Below are 18,078 nucleotides of genomic sequence, written 5' to 3'. Positions count from 1 at the left end.
GCAGGTGAACGTTATGAATGAACAAGAACGTATTTTTGAATTACGAAAAATACTGGAACAATACTCCGTTGAATATTACGTATATGATGATCCATCGGTTCCGGATCAGGAATACGACCGGCTGCTGGAAGAACTCCAGCACCTGGAAGCGAAACATCCTGAACTGTATGATGCCAATTCACCGACCCAGCGCATCATCGGCAAAGTGCTGGACGGGTTTGAGAAAGTCACGCATACATCGTTGATGCTTTCTCTGGCGGATATTTTCAATTTGGATGAGATCCGTCAGTTCTGCGAGCGGATGGAACAATCGGTCGATGATCCCGAGTATGTGGTGGAATGCAAATACGACGGATTAGCCATGTCGCTGACCTACGAAAACGGACAGTTTGTCCGAGCTGTGACCCGCGGGGACGGCACCGTGGGCGAGGATGTCAGCAATAATGTCCGTACCATCGCTTCGATCCCGATGCACATTCCGGATAATCGTCCGGTCGAAGTGCGCGGGGAAGTCTTCATGCCGAAGAAAAGTTTTGAAGAATTAAATGAACGTCAGAAAGCGGAAGGCAAACCGGCGTTTGCCAATCCGCGGAATGCGGCTGCCGGCAGTATCCGACAGCTGGATTCCGGCATCTGTGCCAAGCGCAAGCTGGATGCTTACTGGTACTATTTTCAAAGTGCAGAAGCATTTGGGGTGCTGACGCAGGAAGAGGCGCTGGAAACCATGTCGAAGCTGCACTTTAAAGTCAATCCGATCCGCCGCGTCTGCAAAAATGCGGACGAGATCTGGGCGTTCATTCAGGAAATTGCCGCCCAACGGGAACAGCTGCCATACGAAATTGATGGGATGGTCATCAAGCTGAATTCTCTGGCGGATTCTCGGCGGTTGGGAACGACGGTCAAGGTCCCAAGGTATGCGATCGCCTACAAGTTTCCGGCCGAGGAAGTGCAGACCCGATTATTGGATATCAATCTGACGGTCGGCCGGACCGGCAAGATCACGCCCAATGCGGTGCTTGAACCGGTGCGGGTCGCCGGTACGATGGTGCAGGCGGCTACCCTGCACAATGAGGATCAAATTGCGCAGAAAGATTTGCGCATTCACGATATTGTGGTCATCCACAAGGCCGGAGATATCATTCCGGAAGTCGTGCGCAGTGTTCCGGAACGGCGCGACGGCTCCCAGGTCCCGTATGTGTTCCCGGATCATTGTCCGGTCTGCGGCCGGAAGCTGGTCCGTCTGCCGGGGGAAGCGGCCCATTATTGTATCAATCCGGACTGTCAGGCACGGGTCGTGGAAAGCATGATCCATTTTGCTTCCCGCGATGCGATGGATATTGATTCGCTGGGCGATAAAAAGATCGAACAGCTTCATGAAGCCGGCCTGCTGGATTCCATTGAGGATATCTACGAGTTGAAAGACCACCGGGAAGAAATCAGTCAGCTGCCTGGCTATCAAACGAAGTCGATCGACAAGTTGTTTGATTCGATCGAGGCAAGCAAAAAACAGCCGCTGGGCATTCTCTTATTTGGGCTGGGCATTCGTCAGGTCGGCAAGAAGGCCGCGATGACGCTGGCACAGCACTATGGTTCGATGGATGCTTTGATGGCAGCGAAGAAGGAAGATCTGACATCGATCCGGGATATCGGCGATATTACAGCAGAAAGCGTAACGGCTTTCTTCAGTGACGAACACAATCGCCGTCTGATCGATGTACTCAAAGCGGACGGTCTGAATATGATCCAGGAAAAGACCGAAACAAAACGATCTCGGTTTACTGGAAAGACGGTCGTTCTGACCGGTTCCCTGGAACGCTATACGCGCAATGAAGCGAAGAAAGTCCTTGAAGAGCTCGGTGCGAATGTGACCAGTTCGGTTTCCAAAAAAACCGATCTTGTGATTTACGGCACGGCAGCTGGTTCGAAATTGACCAAAGCGCAGCAGCTGAACGTTGAAACGATGCCGGAGGAAGAATTTATACAGGAGGTAGAAAATGCGGAAGAATAAATGGATCGCAGGAATTGTCAGTCTAAGTGTTTTATTGAGCGCATGTTCTGCCACACAAAATCAGACCGAAAGCGTTGCCAGCCAGGATTACGAGCCCGTGCTGCCGTATGATGACAGCGATTCCCGCATCAAACATGCCGGTGTCATCAGCGACACAAAAACACAGGTGCAGATCGAATCCGGTCTGGCCGATCTATCGAAAGATCATTTCTCGCCGGTCGATTATAAATATAAGAGCCAGGAGTTTCTGGATTATGATGAATTGGATGCGACCGACGGCAGCCGCGGCTTATTGGGCACCTTGCGTGATAAGAATCCGAACGGTCTGAACCCAGCCAGTGATGAGGAATTTGATACTGGCAACGGCAAGGTCACAAACGCAACTGTTCTGGCGGATATCTATGAGCTGGATTTCTATAAGAATAAAAGCCTGAAGGGAATTTCGCTCGCTTTAGTAGTCAACAGTGAAGTCGGCGATAACAATACCAAGATCAAAAAACAAAAGATGTATGACTACGTCGAGGTGACGGCCAATAAACTGGTGAATTATATGCATGACCGGTTCAATGAAGTGACTTCGGATATCCCGATCTATGTCGCCGCTTATGAGATCAACAGTGATTCGAGCAGTGATTCCTTGGGCGGTTATATTTACAGCGGTTATTTTGACGGCAATTCAAGCAAGTACAAGAAGATCAATGATGAGTGGATCCGGGTGCCGAGCACAACGCTGCAAAGCATGGACGAAACCACATATGATCGCTTTACAACGTTCCACGATGATGTTTACGATGTACTGGATGATACATCTTATGTGATCGGAGAAGCCGAATATGTCGACGGCAGCCTTTCGAAGATGAATATCACCGTGACCACGCACGGCCGTACGGCAGGCGAGATCCAGGGCGTGATTTCTACTGCGAAAGAAAGCATGTCGGTATTCAAAGATACGAAATGCGAATATACGGTCTCGATCGTCAACGACGATACGACCTATTGTATCTTGAAGCGGGAGAAGAGCTCCAAGAATGTCTCCTCGGTTTCGATATTGTAGAAAGTTTTTAACATATGCTATAATGTGAAGCAGGAGGCATTTTATGGCCAGAAATAATAGGAAAAATAAAGGATCGGCACCGAAACAAGGGCATAAGCTGGTCTGGATCACGTTGATCCTGATAGCGGTTCCGTTTTTGCTGATCTTCTTCGTTATTCAAGGCAGCGTGCTGACACAGAGCACGCCGGTCGTCGGCAGCCGTTTCGGTTCGAATGACCTGAATCCGGAAATTTCCGATGATCAAATTTCCCAGATCAAGGATGCGGTCTCATCGATCGACAATGTTGATTCGGTCACGGTGAATTTGAAAAGTGCGACGCTGCGAATCAATATGAACATGAGCGATGACGCGGATGAAGCAACCATTAAAAGTGCTGCTGATGAGGCATACAATAAAGTCGATGACATCTGTCCGATCAATACGTATTTTACCAATTCCGATGACGGCAAGATGTATGATCTGGAAATCAATTGCTTTAATTATCTTGTGGATGATACACACACATCGGATGGACAGATCTTTATTGAAATTACTAAGACCGGTGCCGGTAAGAAACAGACCGACAACATGACCACCGCCAAAGATGAAGAACTGGTGAACGAAATCCAACGATAACAAGCAGGACAGTCCTGCCGCGATGCGGCAGGCTGTTTTTTTTGAAATAAAGCGGATATTCAAAAGGAATATCCGCTTTTTAATGTTTGAAACGGGCAAAAACAATGTTTGATTGCAAAGAATATTACATATAAAGTAAGCGATATAGAAAAATAATTTGTAATAAATCTTTGAAATAAATAAATAAATGTTGATTTCAAAGGAATTGTGGTGTACTATGAAATTGCAAAGAATGAAAACGGTTTCTGAATCAAAGACAGAACCAAAAAGGAGGAAATCATGAAAGCATTAACTCGTTATTGCAGTGATCAAGGTGAATTTGGTGGATACCATTACATTGATCTGGAAGCTCCGGTATGCGGTCCGGATGACATCATTATCAAATTAAAGGCAGCCGCGATCTGCGGTGCTGATATGAAACACTGGTACGCAGATCTGAACAATGAAAATCATTCTCAAGAATTGGATTCGATCCGCGGCCATGAATTCTCCGGCGTCATCGTCAAAGTCGGTGAAAACGTCAAAGACTGGAAAGTCGGTCAGCGTGTTGTTTCGGATAACAGCGGTCAGGCGTGCGGCAAATGTCCGGCCTGCGAACGCGGCGACTTCATGTTATGTGAACATCGCAGCGGACTGGGACTGGATCATAATTACAAAGTATTCGGCGGTTCCGGCGGATTCACAAAATATGCAAAGATCCCGGGCGGTATCTTGAAACTGCATCCGCATGCGATCTGGGAAATTCCGGAAGGTGTGAAATACGAAGAAGCAGCTGTATTGGATCCGATTGCCAATGCTTATAAAGCAGTTGCTCAGCAGTCCAGCCTGCTGCCAGGTCAGGATGTTGTTGTCTTCGGTACCGGTCCGCTGGGATTATTCTCCGTTCAGATTGCCCGCATCATGGGTGCCGTCAACATCGTGATGGTCGGTTTGCAGGAAGATGTGGAAACGCGTTTCCCGATTGCCCGTCAGGTCGGTGCAACTCATTGTGTCAATGGCTCCAAAGAAGATGTTGTGAAACGCTGCCTGGAGATCTGCGGACGCGATAACTTAGGCCTGGTCATTGAATGTTCCGGTGCCAATATTGCGATGAAGCAGGCACTGGAAATGTTACGCCCGAACGGCGAAGTGGTCCGTGTCGGCATGGGCTTCAAACCGTTGGAATTCTCGATCAATAATATTACGGAAATGAATAAAAGCATCATCGGCCATCAGGCATATGATTCTACTTCATGGCGTGAATGCATCCGTCTGCTGAAGAGCGGCGCTGTCCAGGTACAGCCGATGATCACACATCGTTTGGGTCTGTCGCAATGGAAAGAAGGCTTCAAAGCCATGGCTGACAAATCTGCTGTCAAGGTCATCTTCCATTATGACGAAGACGATAAAGACGTTGCAGAATACGGTGAAGAAGCAACACCGAACGATTACGAATTCTGATCATGGCGGAAAAGAAACTACTGTTAGCCCCGTCGATGGGATGCTGCGACTTGTTTGATTTTGCGCATCAAGTCGAATACATCGATCAGCGGGCGGACTTTCTGCACATTGACATCAAAGACGGCAATTATGTAAAAACCTACAGCATCGGTCCGGATTTCATGCAGGCATTAAAACCACATGTATCCACACCGATGGATGCGCATCTGATGGTCAAACATCCGCAGTGGATCCTTGAAGAATGCGCCAAAGCCGGTGCGGCTTACATCACGCCGCATACCGACTGCATTGAAAGCGATGCATTTGTCACCTTCAATAAGATCCGCAGCCTGGGATGCAAAGCCGGTGTTGCACTGAACCCGGCTTCTTCCCTGGATGCCATCCGTTATTATCTGCCGCTGTTGTCAAAAGTGACCATCATGATCGTGGATGCCGGCTATGCCGGTCAGAAGGTCATCGAACCAATGTATGACAAGATCCGCACGTTGGCACGCTGGCGCAAAGAACAGGGACTGGATTTCCTGATCGAAGCGGACGGTTCCATGAATAAAGATATCTATCGGCCGCTATATGAAGCGGGTGCCGACGTTGTTGTTTTAGGTCCGCCGGCATTATGGAATAAAGATCCGGATATTGAAAAGGCCTGGGACATCATGGAGCACGAAGTGGATCAAGCATTAAATCATTAAAGAAGGAGAATTTACAGAATGAACGAAACAAAGGGAGCGAATATCGGCGCGCGGCTGGACCGCCTGCCGAATTCACGCTGGCATACAAAAATGTGGCTGGTAACCGCATTTGCCTTGTTGGTATGCTGGTCAAACGGTATCGGCGGAGCCGTACAAAATATTCTGCTGAATGAACTGCACTGGCTGAAACCAGGCACGACGCTGCTGGCTTTATGGGGAACGACCTATACGGTGGGCCAATTGTTCGGCGCACTGATCGGCGGTCCGATCGGCGATAAGATCGGCCGGAAACGTTCGATCATCGTCTATGAGATCATGCACATCATCGTGATGATCGGTGCTGCCTTGTCACCGAATGTCTACGTATTATACGTATTCCGTCTGCTGCAAGGATTTGCGCTGGGTGCATTGTTGGTTGTCTTGTTTGCCGGATTTACGGAATATGTTCCGGGCCGCAACCGCGGAACTTGGTCAAGCCGTACCTCCTTTATCGGCAACTGGGCGCATCCAATCTGCAACTTGATCGCACTGCTGCTGATCATGTCCGGCATGGATTATGATTTGAACTGGCGTGTGGAATTTATGATCCCGTCGATCTTATCGATCATCGCAACGATCCTGATCTGGAAAAAATTCCCAGAAAGTCCGCGTTGGCTGGAAAGCCAGGGTCGTGTGGAAGAAGCCGATGCGATCGTTACAGCAGTTGAAAAAGAAATCGAAGCCGAAACTGGCAAGCCGCTGCCGCCGATCGAAGCCGAACCGGCACCGGTAAAACGTCTGCCGTATCGTGCTTTGTTCCATGGCAAACTGCTGCGCCGCACCATTGTCGGTTCGTTGGTTCTGATCGGTATGAACACTATTCAGTATACCTTGATGAACTGGATGCCGTCGCTGCTTTCCGGACTTGGCTATGATACTTCACAGTCGCAGTTCATGACAGTATTCGGCTTATTCGGTGCACCGTTCGGCATCTTTATCGCTTCCTTGATCATGGATAAAGTACCGCGGAAGAAAATGGGAATCCTCTTACTGATCGGCATGGCCGGCTTCGGTATCATCATCGGTATGGCGACCATGAACGGCTGGGTCGGAATGACCGGATTGATCGTCTTGATGTTCCTGATGAACACGATCATCTATATGTATGTCTGCTACGCGAGTGCTGTATATGTACCGGAAATGTGGCCGACCTCGGCAAAGATGTCCGGTTCAGGTTTCTGTAATGCGATGGGACGTGTCAGCAACGTTTTCTTCCCATTCTTAGTAACAGCGCTGGCAGCCCAGAGTTCCAGTTATGTCTTCGTTCTGCTGGCCATCGTCGCTGCGATCATCGCGATCGGTGTTGCATTCTTAGGCGTCGAGACCCGCGGTGAATCCGTTGAAGATATCGGAAACGTCGATTAATAAACCGAAATCCATCGATACAGGCAAGTTCAATTCCTTTCCAGTATTTAGAATCCATGTATTTACCGCCTGTATCCGATGGTTTTCATAGATAGAAAGAAGAAAATAATATGAAAAAAGCAATCTTAGAACATCCTAAAAAAATGGTCATCAAAGAAGCTCCGATCCCGGAACCAAATGACCATGAAGTATTAATTAAAGTCGCTTACGTCGGTATGTGCGGCAGCGACATTCACGGCTTTGAGTTCGGTCCTTTTATTCCTCCGAAAGATCCGAACCAGGAAATTGGTCTGGGCCATGAACTGGCCGGCACCGTTGTCAAAGTCGGCAAAGATGTCAAGAAATTCAAAGTCGGTGATCAGGTCATCGTTGAACCGGGTGTACCGGATGATACGTGTGAATACTGCCGGACCGGACGCTATAATATCTGCCCGGATGTTGATTTCATGGCCACGCAGCCGAATTACCGCGGTGCGCTGACAGAATATATGACACATCCGGAAGAATGGTGCTACCCGCTGCCGGAAGGCATGAGCCTGATGGAAGGCGCTTTGGTGGAACCAGCTTCCGTCGGTATGCATGCGGCCATCTTAGGCGGTGCAACATTAGGCAGCCACATCGTGATCTTCGGCGGCGGAACGATCGGTCTGATGACTTTGCAGGCCTGCCGTTCGTTGGGCGCGACGGATATTACCGTTGTCGATGTTCTGCAGAAACGCCTGGATCTGGCATTGAAACTTGGTGCGAAAGCAGTCATCAACGGCAAGGATGAAAATGCGGTGGAAGTTTTACGCAGTGAAGAAAACTTTGGAGATCACGGTGTAGATCTGGTCTTTGAATGTGCTGGTTCTGCCTTTACAGCCAATCAGGCCGTTCAGGTGGTTGCCCGCGGCGGCAAGATCATGATGGTCGGCACGCAGTCCAAACCGGTACCGATCGATTTCCTGAAGATCAACCGTGAAGTCACGATCCAGACTTCGTTCCGTTACTGCAACAACTACCCGCAGACGATCGAAGCCATCGCAACGGGTAAATTCAATGTCAAGGACATGGTGACGAATGTCTATCCGTTTGAAGATGTACAGAAAGCATTCAGCGAAGCCATCGATCCGGAAAAGAAAGCAAATATGGTCAAAGGGGTCATCAAGATCGCCGGCGATGAATAGAAAGGGTGGAACATAGATATGTTAGCGGATATTCGTTATTGGGAAAACAAAGCAAAAGAAGGTAAATATGCCATTCCGCATTTTAATGTATGGAATGCAGAAATGCTGATGGGCGTAATCGATGCAGCGGAAGAAGCAAAAGCACCGATCATCATTTCATTCGGAACCGGTTTTGTCGGCAACACATCGTTTGAGGATTTCTCCAACATGATGGTATCGATGGCCAAAGCAGCCAGCGTACCGGTGATTTGTCACTGGGATCATGGCCGCAGCATGGAAATCATCCAGAATGCCTATAATCACGGCATGAACTCCGTGATGCGGGATGCTTCGGCCCTGCCGTTTGAAGAAAACATCAAAGAAATCAAAACAGCTGTGGATTATTTCCATCCGCTGGGTATCCCGGTAGAAGCAGAACTGGGCCATGTCGGCAATGAAACAGTTTATGAAGAAGCATTGAGCGGTTATAAGTACACAGACCCGAGCCAGGCGGCAGAATTTGTTGAACGTACGGGCTGTGATTCTTTGGCTGTTGCGATCGGCAATGTGCACGGTGTCTATAGTTCAGAACCGAAACTGAACTTCGATGTCGTCAAGGCCTGCCGCGATGCAGTCGACGTGCCGTTGGTCCTGCACGGTGCCAGCGGTATCGGAGATGAAGATATCCGAAAGTGCATTTCATTGGGAATCGCCAAGATCAATATTCATACAGAATTGTGCCAGGCAGCGATGGAAGCCATCAATAAAAATACCGACAAGCCATTCCTGGAACTGGAACGTGCGGTACGGGCTGCCATTAAAGAGCGCGCTCTGTATAAGATTCGCTTATTTGGAGACGACGGCAAGGCAAACTAATATGAAATCGCTCGACGTCATTTGTGTCGGTGCGGCAATTGTAGACATTCCGCTGACACCCGTCAGTAAGAATGTCTTCGATATTGAGTCGTATCCGCTGGAGCAGATCTCGATGACCATCGGCGGCGATGCCATCAACGAAAGCACGATCATTTCCCGGCTCGGTCATAAGGTCGGCCTCATCAGTATGGCCGGTGATGATGCGGTCGGTAAATACATCGTGGAACATTGTGAAAAAGAAGGCATCGATCATACAGGGGTCGTGCTGCGTCCCGGCGTGGACACATCCATCAATATTGGCTTGGTCACAGCCAACGGTGAACGGACGTTCATCACGAATTTAAACGGCAGTTTGTGGAAGATGAATATCGATGATGTTGATCTCGATCTGATCCCGCAGGCAAAGATCCTTTCCTTGGCAAGCTTTTTCAACAATCCGCTGCTGGATAACGATGCTTTGGTCAAGATCTTCCGTAAGGCAAAAGAAGCCGGCATGATCATTGTCGCAGATATGATCAAACCGCGGCTGCAGGAAACCTTTGATGGTTTCAAGGAAGCGCTGAGTTATGTAGATTACTTCTTCCCAAATGTGGATGAAGCACAGCTGATGACCGGTGAAACCGATTTAGAAAAAGTGGCCAAAAAGATCATTTCCTACGGTGTAAAACATGCCGTCATTAAAATTGGCAAACGCGGTGTCTTTATTTACGGCAGTGACGGCACCAATCTGATCGTGCCGGCTGTCAAAGGCATCACTGCACTGGACACCATCGGTGCCGGAGACAACTTCGCATCCGGTTTTATTACCGGCTTGTTGGAGGGAAAGAGCGTAGAAGAATGCGGCCAGTACGGCAATGTTGCAGCTTCGATCGCTATTCAAAGCATCGGGGCAACGGCCGGTTTGAAAAACCGTGCCATGTTTGACGAACGTCTGGCAGAATATCGCCGTCAGTACAACATTACGAAATAGAAGGAAGGAATCAAGATGAGATACGAAGAGTTAGGAAGTTCGGGCATTCAAGTGTCCAAGATGGGATTAGGTACGTGGGCCATCGGCGGCGGACCGGCATGGAGCGGCGACTTAGATGAACAGCGCTGCATTGATACGATCGTAGAAGCGGTCAATCAGGGCATCAACTTGATCGATACGGCACCGGGATACAATTTCGGCAACAGTGAACGCATCGTCGGGAAAGCATTGAAAAAGGTTGATCGTGACAAGGTCGTATTGGTCACCAAATGCGGGGTCGTCTGGACCCGGAAGGGAACGCCTTGGAACAAAGTCGGCGACCGTCAGCTGTATAAACTGCTGACACCGGAATCGATCCGTCTGGAAGTAGAGGAGTCATTGGAACGTCTGCAGACAGACCACATCGATTTGTATATGACACACTGGCCGTCCGTGCCGCCGTTCGAAACACCGATCAAAGATACGGTCGAAACCTTGAACGAGCTGAAAAAAGAAGGCAAGATCCGTGCCATCGGTGCAGCGAACGTCAGCATTGATCAGATCAAGGAATATCTGAAATACTGTGAGCTGGATCTGGTACAAGGCAAATACAGTGTATTGGATCGTGCAGTTGAAAAAGAATTGATTCCGTTATGCGTGGAAAACAAGATCACGATGCAGGCGTATTCCCCACTGGAACAAGGTCTGCTGACTGGAACCATTTCAAAAGATTATCGTCCGGAACCAGGTAATGCGCGTGCCAATAAGAAATGGTGGCAGCCGGGCAACATGGAACGAGTCATCGATATGTTGGATGCATGGAAGCCGCTGGCAGAAAAATACAACGCATCGATTCCGGCATTATGCCTGGCTTGGATCATGAACCAAGGATCCTCCATCAACCTACTGACCGGAGCTACGACACCGGATGAGGTAAAGATGAACGCCGTAGCGGCAGACATCGTATTGTCGGAAGAAGACAACAAGAAGATGCGCGCAATGGCGGAAGCATTGGATCGATAGAATAAAAAGGAAGGATGTCGTGCGAAAAAGGAGCAGTAAATGAAAGAGAAACGAAAAAAGACCTCAATCGTACGGCGTATGATGTGGGCAGTCGGCCTGGGTTTTGTATGCGGATTTTTAATGATCGCCTTGCGCAATGCCCTGGGCGGCTCGTCCAGTTCCGTATGGCGCGTCCTGGATGCCGTTTTGTTCCAGGACATTTCCGAAACCAAAGGATTTGAAGGCATCGGCCTGTTCTATATTGTCAGTCAGCTGTTTATGCGCGGACTGCAGATGGCGATCGTACCGTTGGTGCTGACTTCGCTGTCGTTGGCGATCTGCTCATTGGGCGATCCAAAAAAGCTGAGCCGCATTGCCGGAAAGACTTTCTTAACCTACATTTGTTTCTATGTCGTTGCTGCCGCACTGGCAGGAACGGCCGCCTATTTTGTCAAGACAATGGGCTGGTTTTCTGTGGATCTGCCGGCAAACCAGGCAACGGAAATTTCCACGATGGACAGCTACAATCCGCTGGTGACTTTGATCAATGCCGTCCCGAGCAATATTTTTGAAGCTTTTACATCCAATAGCTCGATCTTAGCGGTGGTGGTCGTCGCCTTGATCTTAGGATTGTGCATGTCGCACATGGGCGAGAAATGTGATCCGCTGAAGAACGTGATCCAGAATTTAAATGATGTGATCCAGATGTATCTGAATTTTTTGATCAATCGCATCGGACCGTATGCGATCTTCTGCATGATCACGCGCGCTTTGGCCGTTTATGGTACGGAATACATCGGACCGACATTTGTATGGATGGCAACGACGATCGTCGTCAGTCTGATCCTGGTGAGCACGATCTACCCAATTGGTATCTTCTTAACCACCCGATTAAACCCGATTCCATTCATGAAGAAGGTATTCAAAGTGGGTATGTTCGCAGCGGCTACCAATTCATCGGCTGCAACGCTGCCATTAAATACAAAGACTTGTGTGGATGAATTAGGCTGTTCGGAAGAAATTTCCAGCTTTATCCTGCCGACCGGTATGACTGTCAATATGAACGGTACCACAGCGATGCACATGATCGCGATCACGTTTATTGCGACCGCGGCGGGAATTGATGTGACGCCGTCAATGTTGGTGACAGCTGCGTTCCTGTCGATTTGTACAGCCATGGGTACACCGGCCATTCCGGTTGCCGGTACGACGATGGTGTATATTATCATGATGGGCTTAGGTTTGAACTCGGAATTGTGCATGATCGGCTATTCACTGGTCTTGGCGATGAATTATTTACCGGGCATGGCTGTTATTACGCTGAATGTGATCGGCGATGCGGCAACCAATGTGATCGTTTGTGTCAAAGAAGGTGTATTAAACAAAGAAATTTACTATAAAGAGCCAAGTAAATAGGTTTTTGACAGGAAATACAGGAAAGCGGTACAATAATCCCAAGAGGTTAGAAAATGGCAAATCATCGAATTGACGAAATGCAGCAATACATTCATGACCAAGGGAAAGTTACTGTATCGGAATTGAGTCAGAAGTGGAACATCACGCAGGAAACAGTGCGCCGCGATCTGGATAAACTGGAAGCTGTCGGTATGGTCACACGGGTCCATGGCGGAGCCATTTGGAACGAGTCCATCCGTTTTGAAGGCGTGTACTTTTATCATCGGCAGAAACGGAATCTGGAAGCCAAGCGCAAGCTGGCAGTATCTGCGGCGGAAGTGATCCGGCCGTATACGATCCTCTTTGCGGATGCGAGCAGTACGGTGCTGGAAGCGATGCGGCTGATACAGGATGATCCGGATATGATCGTGGTGACGAATTCAGCGGAGCTGTTTCTTGATCCGGCGAATATCAAGATGCATGTGATCTCGACCGGCGGGATCTTCAATAACAATTCGATGTCCTTTCAAGGGGAAGTAACCAAGAATGCGATCCGTAATTTCAATGCGAAATTGGCCGTGATCGGATGCAAAGGCCTGATCCGTAGCCAAGGAGTTCTGGATTCGTATGAGGGAGAAACCGAAATCAAGAAAGAAATGCTGAAGCACGCTGACCGTGTGATGCTGATGGCGGATCATACAAAGTTTGATCAGACGGCTTTTATCAAGCTGAGCAGCTTTGCGCAGATCGATTATCTGGTGACCGACTGCCGGCCGTCGGATGAATGGGTCGATATCCTGGAAGCGGAACATGTACAACTGATCTATCCTGAATAAAACAATGATCCCTCCGATCCTTTGATCGGAGGGATCTTTTTTATGCGTTGGCTTTCTTGCCGGTATACAGCTGGTAGTAGACGCCTTTTTGACGAAGCAGATCATCGTGATCGCCGCGTTCAATGATGCGTCCGTTGTCCAGGACCATGATCGCATTGGAGTTCTGGATCGTCGACAGACGATGCGCGATCACAAAGACGGTCCGTCCGGCCATCAGTTTATCCATGCCGTCCTGTACGATTTTTTCCGTATGAGTATCGATGGAACTGGTCGCTTCATCGAGGATCAAGACCGGCGGATCGGCTACTGCCGCTCGGGCAATGGAAATCAGCTGCCGCTGTCCTTGCGACAGATTTTCACCCGTGCCGTCGATCTGTGTCTGATAGCCATGTTCCAGATGCTTGATGAAATCATGGGCATTGGCCAGTTTGGCCGCTGCGATGCATTCGTCATCGGTCGCATTCAGGTTGCCGTAGCGGATGTTGTCCATGATCGTGCCGCTGAACAGGTTCACATCCTGCAGGACGATGCCTAAGCTGCGGCGTAAATCAGCCTTTTTGATCAGTTTGACATCGATACCGTCGTAGGTGATCGAGCCTTTCTGGATGTCATAGAAGCGGTTGATCAAATTGGTGATGGTCGTCTTGCCGGCACCGGTCGCGCCGACGAAGGCAATCTTCTGGCCTGGTTTGGCAAACAGATTGATATCGTGGAGGATCTCTTTATCCGGCGTGTAGCTGAAGTAGACATCATGGAAACGGACATCACCTTTCAGTTCGACATATTCAATGCCGTTGTCATGCGGATGCCGCCAGAACCAATGATTCGTATGTTCGTTGCATTCGACCCACTGGCCGTTGACCTTTTTGCCGTTGACCAATGTGACCCGGCCTTCATCGACTTCCACCGGCGCATCCAATAACTCATAGATCCGTTCTGCACCGGCACCGGCCATGACAATCGCGTTCAGCTGTGTAGAGATCTGTCCGATCGGGCCGTTGAAAGAACGGTTCAGCTGTACAAAGGCAGCGATCGTTCCTAATGTCAGTCCGGCCATGCCATGGATGGCCAGCAGCGAACCGCCTAAGGCGTTGATGACCAGGGAAATATAGCCCAGGTTGCCTAAGATCGGCATCAACACGTTGGCGTATTTATTGGCATTGGATGCATCTTCAAAGAGCTGGTCATTGATCTTATTGAAGTCTTCGATGCTTTGCTGCTCATGCGTAAAGACTTTGATGACCTTGCTGCCTTCCATCATCTCTTCGATAAATCCATCCACTTTGCCCAGGCTTTTCTGCTGACCGCGGAAATAGTGGGAGGACTTTCTGGAGACATTTCGGGAGGCGATGATCATGATCACGCCCATGCCCAGCGTAAAGCAGGCCATCGGCACATTTAAGATCAACATCGTGATGGTCACGGAAATGATCGTCACCAGGGAGTTGACAGCCATTGGGATACTTTGAGAAAGGATCTGCCGCAATGTATCCGTATCATTCGTATAGACAGACATGATGTCGCCGTGCGCGTGGGTGTCGAAATACGAAATCGGCAGGGCTTCCATGTGCTGGAACAAATCATCACGCACACCCTTTAAGGTACGCATGGAAATGGATACGCTGATCCAGTTGTACAGCCAGGTGGCCAGCACGCCGACGGCGTAGATAGCTACCATTTTCAGGATTGCTGCGGTCAAAGGACCAAAGTCCGGATGATTGCTTTGCAGCATCGGTGTGATGTAGTCGTCGACCAGGTTCTGCATGAACATGCTGCCGCGCACATTGGCATAGGCAGAAACGATGATCAAGGCCAGCACGGCCAGACAGCGGGCTTTGTTATTGCTGAAGGTGTCTTTCAGCAGTCGTTTCAAGCTGTTAGTTTTCATCAAAGTCACCGCCTTTCTGCTGAGTTTCATAAATTTCACGGTAGGTTGCGTTGGTCTGCATCAATTCATCGTGTGTACCGACAGCCTGGATCTTTCCGTTATCCAGCATCACGATTTGATCCGCATCCTGCACGGAGCTGATCCGCTGCGCGATGATGAGCTTGGTCGTATTCGGGATCTGATCGCGGAAAGCCTGCCGGATCAGGGCATCGGTCTTCGTATCGACCGCGGATGTGGAATCATCGAGGATCAGGATCTTCGGTTCTTTCAGCAGGGCGCGTGCGATGCAGAGGCGCTGGCGCTGTCCGCCGGAAACGTTGGCGCCGCCTCGTTCAATATAGGTGTCGTATTTATCCGGCATTTTCTGAATGAATTCATCGGCCTGGGCCAGCTTGCAGGCGGCTTCGATTTGCTCATCGGTTGCCTGGGCGTTGCCCCAGCGCATATTTTCTTTGATCGTTCCGGAAAACAGAACGTTTTTCTGCAGGACCATCGCAACGTTGTTGCGCAGAGTATCCAGATCGTATTCTTTGACGTTGCGTCCGGCCACTTTTACTTCACCGGCTGTGACATCGTACAGTCTTGGGATCAACTGGACCAGGCTGGATTTGGAACTGCCGGTCGGGCCTAATATACCGATGGTGCTGCCCGATGGAATGTGCAGATTGATATTGGACAGCACATATTCATCGGCTTGGTCGTTCTTGCCGTAATTGAAATAAACATTCTGAAAGTCGATCGAACCGTCCGCTACTTCGGTCAAACCGTTTTCCGGAGAAACCAGTGAGCTTTTCTGATTGATGATTTCCGCAATACGCTCGCCGGAAGCAATCGACATGACGATCATGACCATGACCATCGAAAGCATCATCAAGGACATCAGGATGTTCATGATATAGGTAAATAAGGTAACCAGACCGCCGGTGGTAAACGTGTTCGAAACGATCATATGCGCACCGAACCAGGAGATCGCAATGATCAGGAAGTAGGCCGTCAGCTGCATGGCCGGGGAGTTGATGGTCAGGATGCGCTCGGCGCGGCGCTGGATCTTGAAAATGATCGAGCTTTCGCGGGCAAAGCGTTCGTTTTCATACGGTTCCCGTACATAAGCTTTCACGACCCGGATGCCGTTGACGTTTTCCTGGATGCTTTTGTTTAACTGGTCATATTCACGGAATAAACGATTGAAGATCGGATGAACGATGATGGTGACCGAAAACAGCACGATGCCCAGAAAGATCACGGCCCATAAGAACCATCGGCCGATCGCCGGACTGATGCGGAAGGTCATGAACAACGATGCCACCAACATCAATGGCGCCCGGACACAAGTACGGATGACCATCATGTAGGCATTCTGGACATTGGTGATATCCGTCGTCATACGGGTGATCAGAGAACTGTTCGAATAGGAATCGATTTCCTTGAAGGAAAAGTTCTGAATGTTTTTGTATTCGGCTTTCCGCAGATTCTTCGCCAGACCGCTGGAAGCGATGGCGGCGTATTTACCGCTTTGGAAGCCGGCAAACAAGGAAATAAACGATGCGATCAACATGATCACGGCACAGCGGATCACGACGTTGACGTTGCCTTGGTTGATGCCTTGATCGATCATGATCGAAAGCATATACGGAATAAATACTTCCAAGATGACTTCCAGGGCGACCCAGGCTGGTGCCAGCCAGGAAGCTTTTTTATATTCTTTGACCTGATTGAGTATGGTTCGTATCATTCGGATTCCTCCTTTTCGATATTATGAAGCATTAATTTTAACAGCCGATAGAGCGTTTCCTGCTCTTCTTCGGTCATGTTTTCTACCAATTTGGCTTCATAGTTATGAAAACTTCGGATCAAGTCCCGGTTCATTTGTTTGGCTTTTTGATCCAGATGTAGGTAACGCACGCGCCGGTCCCGTTCGTCGGTGCTGCGATAAATGAATCCTTTCGCTTCCAGACGATTGACCAATCCAGTCACACTTGGATTCGAGATGTGCAGGAAATCCTGAACATCTTTTTGCGAGATGTTTCGATCTTGATTGGTTTTGAGAAAGTGCAGGATCTCGACTTGGCTGCGTGTCAGTTCATATTTGCGCAGCGCATCGTCGGCATTCTTCTGCAAAGCCAGCTGGATCCGTTTGATATAGTAGCCGTAGCCAAATTCATGTTCCATGGAATCCCTCCGTTCAAAATACATAGCTAACTATATAGCCTGCTATATATTAAGACAGAACCGCACAAATGTCAACCAAAATACATGTTCTTGAAAAATATTTTTATATTGGGTAGAATATGGATAATCGAATCGGCTGCCGCCGGGCAGCCATCGGTCAAATGAAGCAATTCATTGAACGATATTTGTTTCTGTGTCGTCAGGCCTTAGAAGATACAGAAAACGAATATCGTTTTTTTGTTAAGGAGGCAGAACGATGGAATGGTTTTATCTGATTTGTGCAGGCGTGCTGGAAGTGACATGGGCGACGACAATGAAAATGTCCTGCGGGTTTTCTAAGTTGCTGCCCTCGATATTGACAGCGGTCGGTTATATAGCCAGTGCAGTATTTTTATCGCTGGCGCTGAAAAAACTGCCGTTGAATACGACCTATGCGATGTGGACCGGATTCGGTATGATCGGCACCAGCATTCTTGGATGGGTCCTGTTTCAGGAAACTTTGAGCCCGGTGCAGATTTTCTGCATCGTGATGATCGGGGCCGGGATCGTTGGATTGAAATTGTTCGCGTGATTGACGGCAATGGTCTTTTAAGGTATACTGTTTTCG

At 49.0% G+C, this 18,078-nt stretch carries 17 protein-coding genes; 14 read left to right on the top strand and 3 right to left on the bottom strand.

The window, feature by feature from the left end:
- The first annotated feature begins 13 nt into the window (after window positions 1-13).
- The 12 genes from ligA to HNQ47_RS01270 all read left to right on the top strand — a co-directional run bounded on the left by ligA (window position 14) and on the right by HNQ47_RS01270 (window position 13,414).
- Window positions 14-2,008 carry an NAD-dependent DNA ligase LigA gene (ligA, locus tag HNQ47_RS01325; protein WP_183326750.1) on the top strand — a complete coding sequence of 665 codons (1,995 nt, stop codon included), beginning with the start codon at window positions 14-16 and terminating at the stop codon, window positions 2,006-2,008.
- Window positions 1,995-3,062 (top strand): CamS family sex pheromone protein, encoded by a 1,068-nt coding sequence (locus HNQ47_RS01320; protein ID WP_183326748.1) that lies wholly within the window; start codon window positions 1,995-1,997, stop codon window positions 3,060-3,062. The genes ligA and HNQ47_RS01320 overlap by 14 nt, the downstream gene beginning before the upstream one ends.
- 43 nt (window positions 3,063-3,105) lie before the next feature.
- The gene (locus HNQ47_RS01315) at window positions 3,106-3,678 is read left to right on the top strand and encodes a hypothetical protein (RefSeq protein ID WP_183326746.1); all 573 of its coding nucleotides are present in this window, start codon (window positions 3,106-3,108) and stop codon (window positions 3,676-3,678) included.
- Between the two features lie 279 nt (window positions 3,679-3,957).
- Window positions 3,958-5,118: a zinc-binding dehydrogenase gene (locus HNQ47_RS01310; protein ID WP_183326744.1), complete on the top strand. Its 1,161-nt coding sequence runs from the start codon at window positions 3,958-3,960 to the stop codon at window positions 5,116-5,118.
- A gap of 2 nt (window positions 5,119-5,120) precedes the next feature.
- Window positions 5,121-5,807 (top strand): beta/alpha barrel domain-containing protein, encoded by a 687-nt coding sequence (locus tag HNQ47_RS01305; protein ID WP_183326742.1) that lies wholly within the window; start codon window positions 5,121-5,123, stop codon window positions 5,805-5,807.
- Between the two features lie 18 nt (window positions 5,808-5,825).
- The gene (locus HNQ47_RS01300; RefSeq protein ID WP_183326741.1) at window positions 5,826-7,211 is read left to right on the top strand and encodes an MFS transporter; all 1,386 of its coding nucleotides are present in this window, start codon (window positions 5,826-5,828) and stop codon (window positions 7,209-7,211) included.
- 110 nt (window positions 7,212-7,321) lie between these two features.
- Window positions 7,322-8,377, top strand: coding sequence for an NAD(P)-dependent alcohol dehydrogenase (locus tag HNQ47_RS01295; protein ID WP_183326739.1), 1,056 nt, complete (start codon window positions 7,322-7,324; stop codon window positions 8,375-8,377).
- Between the two features lie 18 nt (window positions 8,378-8,395).
- Window positions 8,396-9,232, top strand: coding sequence for a class II fructose-bisphosphate aldolase (locus HNQ47_RS01290; RefSeq protein ID WP_183326737.1), 837 nt, complete (start codon window positions 8,396-8,398; stop codon window positions 9,230-9,232).
- Between the two features lies 1 nt (window position 9,233).
- On the top strand, window positions 9,234-10,202 hold the full coding sequence (locus HNQ47_RS01285; protein WP_183326735.1) for a carbohydrate kinase family protein: 969 nt from the start codon (window positions 9,234-9,236) through the stop codon (window positions 10,200-10,202).
- 15 nt (window positions 10,203-10,217) lie between these two features.
- Window positions 10,218-11,204, top strand: a complete 987-nt coding sequence (gene ydjG / locus HNQ47_RS01280) for an NADH-dependent methylglyoxal reductase (protein WP_183326733.1) — start codon at window positions 10,218-10,220, stop codon at window positions 11,202-11,204.
- A gap of 39 nt (window positions 11,205-11,243) precedes the next feature.
- A complete protein-coding gene (locus HNQ47_RS01275; RefSeq protein ID WP_183326731.1) occupies window positions 11,244-12,599 on the top strand; it encodes a dicarboxylate/amino acid:cation symporter in 1,356 nt (451 codons plus the stop codon).
- 53 nt (window positions 12,600-12,652) lie between these two features.
- Window positions 12,653-13,414, top strand: coding sequence for a DeoR/GlpR family DNA-binding transcription regulator (locus HNQ47_RS01270; RefSeq protein WP_183326729.1), 762 nt, complete (start codon window positions 12,653-12,655; stop codon window positions 13,412-13,414).
- A gap of 40 nt (window positions 13,415-13,454) precedes the next feature.
- On the opposite strand, the gene HNQ47_RS01265 is transcribed toward HNQ47_RS01270, so the two are convergent.
- Genes HNQ47_RS01265 through HNQ47_RS01255 form a run of 3 tightly spaced genes read right to left on the bottom strand, consistent with a single transcriptional unit; the run spans window position 13,455 to window position 17,471 of the window.
- A complete protein-coding gene (locus tag HNQ47_RS01265; protein ID WP_246345989.1) occupies window positions 13,455-15,302 on the bottom strand; it encodes an ABC transporter ATP-binding protein in 1,848 nt (615 codons plus the stop codon).
- A complete protein-coding gene (locus HNQ47_RS01260) occupies window positions 15,292-17,034 on the bottom strand; it encodes an ABC transporter ATP-binding protein (RefSeq protein ID WP_183326725.1) in 1,743 nt (580 codons plus the stop codon). Before HNQ47_RS01260 ends, HNQ47_RS01265 begins: the two co-directional genes overlap by 11 nt.
- On the bottom strand, window positions 17,031-17,471 hold the full coding sequence (locus HNQ47_RS01255; protein ID WP_183326723.1) for a MarR family winged helix-turn-helix transcriptional regulator: 441 nt from the start codon (window positions 17,469-17,471) through the stop codon (window positions 17,031-17,033). The genes HNQ47_RS01260 and HNQ47_RS01255 overlap by 4 nt, the downstream gene beginning before the upstream one ends.
- Before the next feature lie 119 nt (window positions 17,472-17,590).
- On the opposite strand from HNQ47_RS01255, the gene HNQ47_RS01250 reads away from it, so the two are divergent.
- Both HNQ47_RS01250 and HNQ47_RS01245 read left to right on the top strand, forming a co-directional pair.
- Window positions 17,591-17,746, top strand: a complete 156-nt coding sequence (locus HNQ47_RS01250; protein WP_183326721.1) for a hypothetical protein — start codon at window positions 17,591-17,593, stop codon at window positions 17,744-17,746.
- Window positions 17,728-18,042, top strand: coding sequence for a DMT family transporter (locus HNQ47_RS01245; protein WP_183326719.1), 315 nt, complete (start codon window positions 17,728-17,730; stop codon window positions 18,040-18,042). The genes HNQ47_RS01250 and HNQ47_RS01245 overlap by 19 nt, the downstream gene beginning before the upstream one ends.
- The last annotated feature ends 36 nt before the right edge of the window (window positions 18,043-18,078 follow it).

Source organism: Catenisphaera adipataccumulans (assembly GCF_014202755.1).
GTDB lineage: Bacteria > Bacillota_I > Bacilli_A > Erysipelotrichales > Erysipelotrichaceae > Catenisphaera > Catenisphaera adipataccumulans.
This window is presented reverse-complemented; position numbering and strand designations above follow the sequence as displayed.

What these genes read in the sequence shown, in the direction of transcription:
- ligA (WP_183326750.1), top strand. Translation starts at nt 14, where the DNA reads ATGAATGAACAAGAACGTATTTTTGAATTACGAAAAATACTGGAACAA.
- HNQ47_RS01320 (WP_183326748.1), top strand. Translation starts at nt 1,995, where the DNA reads ATGCGGAAGAATAAATGGATCGCAGGAATTGTCAGTCTAAGTGTTTTA.
- HNQ47_RS01315 (WP_183326746.1), top strand. Translation starts at nt 3,106, where the DNA reads ATGGCCAGAAATAATAGGAAAAATAAAGGATCGGCACCGAAACAAGGG.
- HNQ47_RS01310 (WP_183326744.1), top strand. Translation starts at nt 3,958, where the DNA reads ATGAAAGCATTAACTCGTTATTGCAGTGATCAAGGTGAATTTGGTGGA.
- HNQ47_RS01305 (WP_183326742.1), top strand. Translation starts at nt 5,121, where the DNA reads ATGGCGGAAAAGAAACTACTGTTAGCCCCGTCGATGGGATGCTGCGAC.
- HNQ47_RS01300 (WP_183326741.1), top strand. Translation starts at nt 5,826, where the DNA reads ATGAACGAAACAAAGGGAGCGAATATCGGCGCGCGGCTGGACCGCCTG.
- HNQ47_RS01295 (WP_183326739.1), top strand. Translation starts at nt 7,322, where the DNA reads ATGAAAAAAGCAATCTTAGAACATCCTAAAAAAATGGTCATCAAAGAA.
- HNQ47_RS01290 (WP_183326737.1), top strand. Translation starts at nt 8,396, where the DNA reads ATGTTAGCGGATATTCGTTATTGGGAAAACAAAGCAAAAGAAGGTAAA.
- HNQ47_RS01285 (WP_183326735.1), top strand. Translation starts at nt 9,234, where the DNA reads ATGAAATCGCTCGACGTCATTTGTGTCGGTGCGGCAATTGTAGACATT.
- ydjG (WP_183326733.1), top strand. Translation starts at nt 10,218, where the DNA reads ATGAGATACGAAGAGTTAGGAAGTTCGGGCATTCAAGTGTCCAAGATG.
- HNQ47_RS01275 (WP_183326731.1), top strand. Translation starts at nt 11,244, where the DNA reads ATGAAAGAGAAACGAAAAAAGACCTCAATCGTACGGCGTATGATGTGG.
- HNQ47_RS01270 (WP_183326729.1), top strand. Translation starts at nt 12,653, where the DNA reads ATGGCAAATCATCGAATTGACGAAATGCAGCAATACATTCATGACCAA.
- HNQ47_RS01265 (WP_246345989.1), bottom strand. Translation starts at nt 15,302, where the DNA reads ATGAAAACTAACAGCTTGAAACGACTGCTGAAAGACACCTTCAGCAAT.
- HNQ47_RS01260 (WP_183326725.1), bottom strand. Translation starts at nt 17,034, where the DNA reads ATGATACGAACCATACTCAATCAGGTCAAAGAATATAAAAAAGCTTCC.
- HNQ47_RS01255 (WP_183326723.1), bottom strand. Translation starts at nt 17,471, where the DNA reads ATGGAACATGAATTTGGCTACGGCTACTATATCAAACGGATCCAGCTG.
- HNQ47_RS01250 (WP_183326721.1), top strand. Translation starts at nt 17,591, where the DNA reads ATGGATAATCGAATCGGCTGCCGCCGGGCAGCCATCGGTCAAATGAAG.
- HNQ47_RS01245 (WP_183326719.1), top strand. Translation starts at nt 17,728, where the DNA reads ATGGAATGGTTTTATCTGATTTGTGCAGGCGTGCTGGAAGTGACATGG.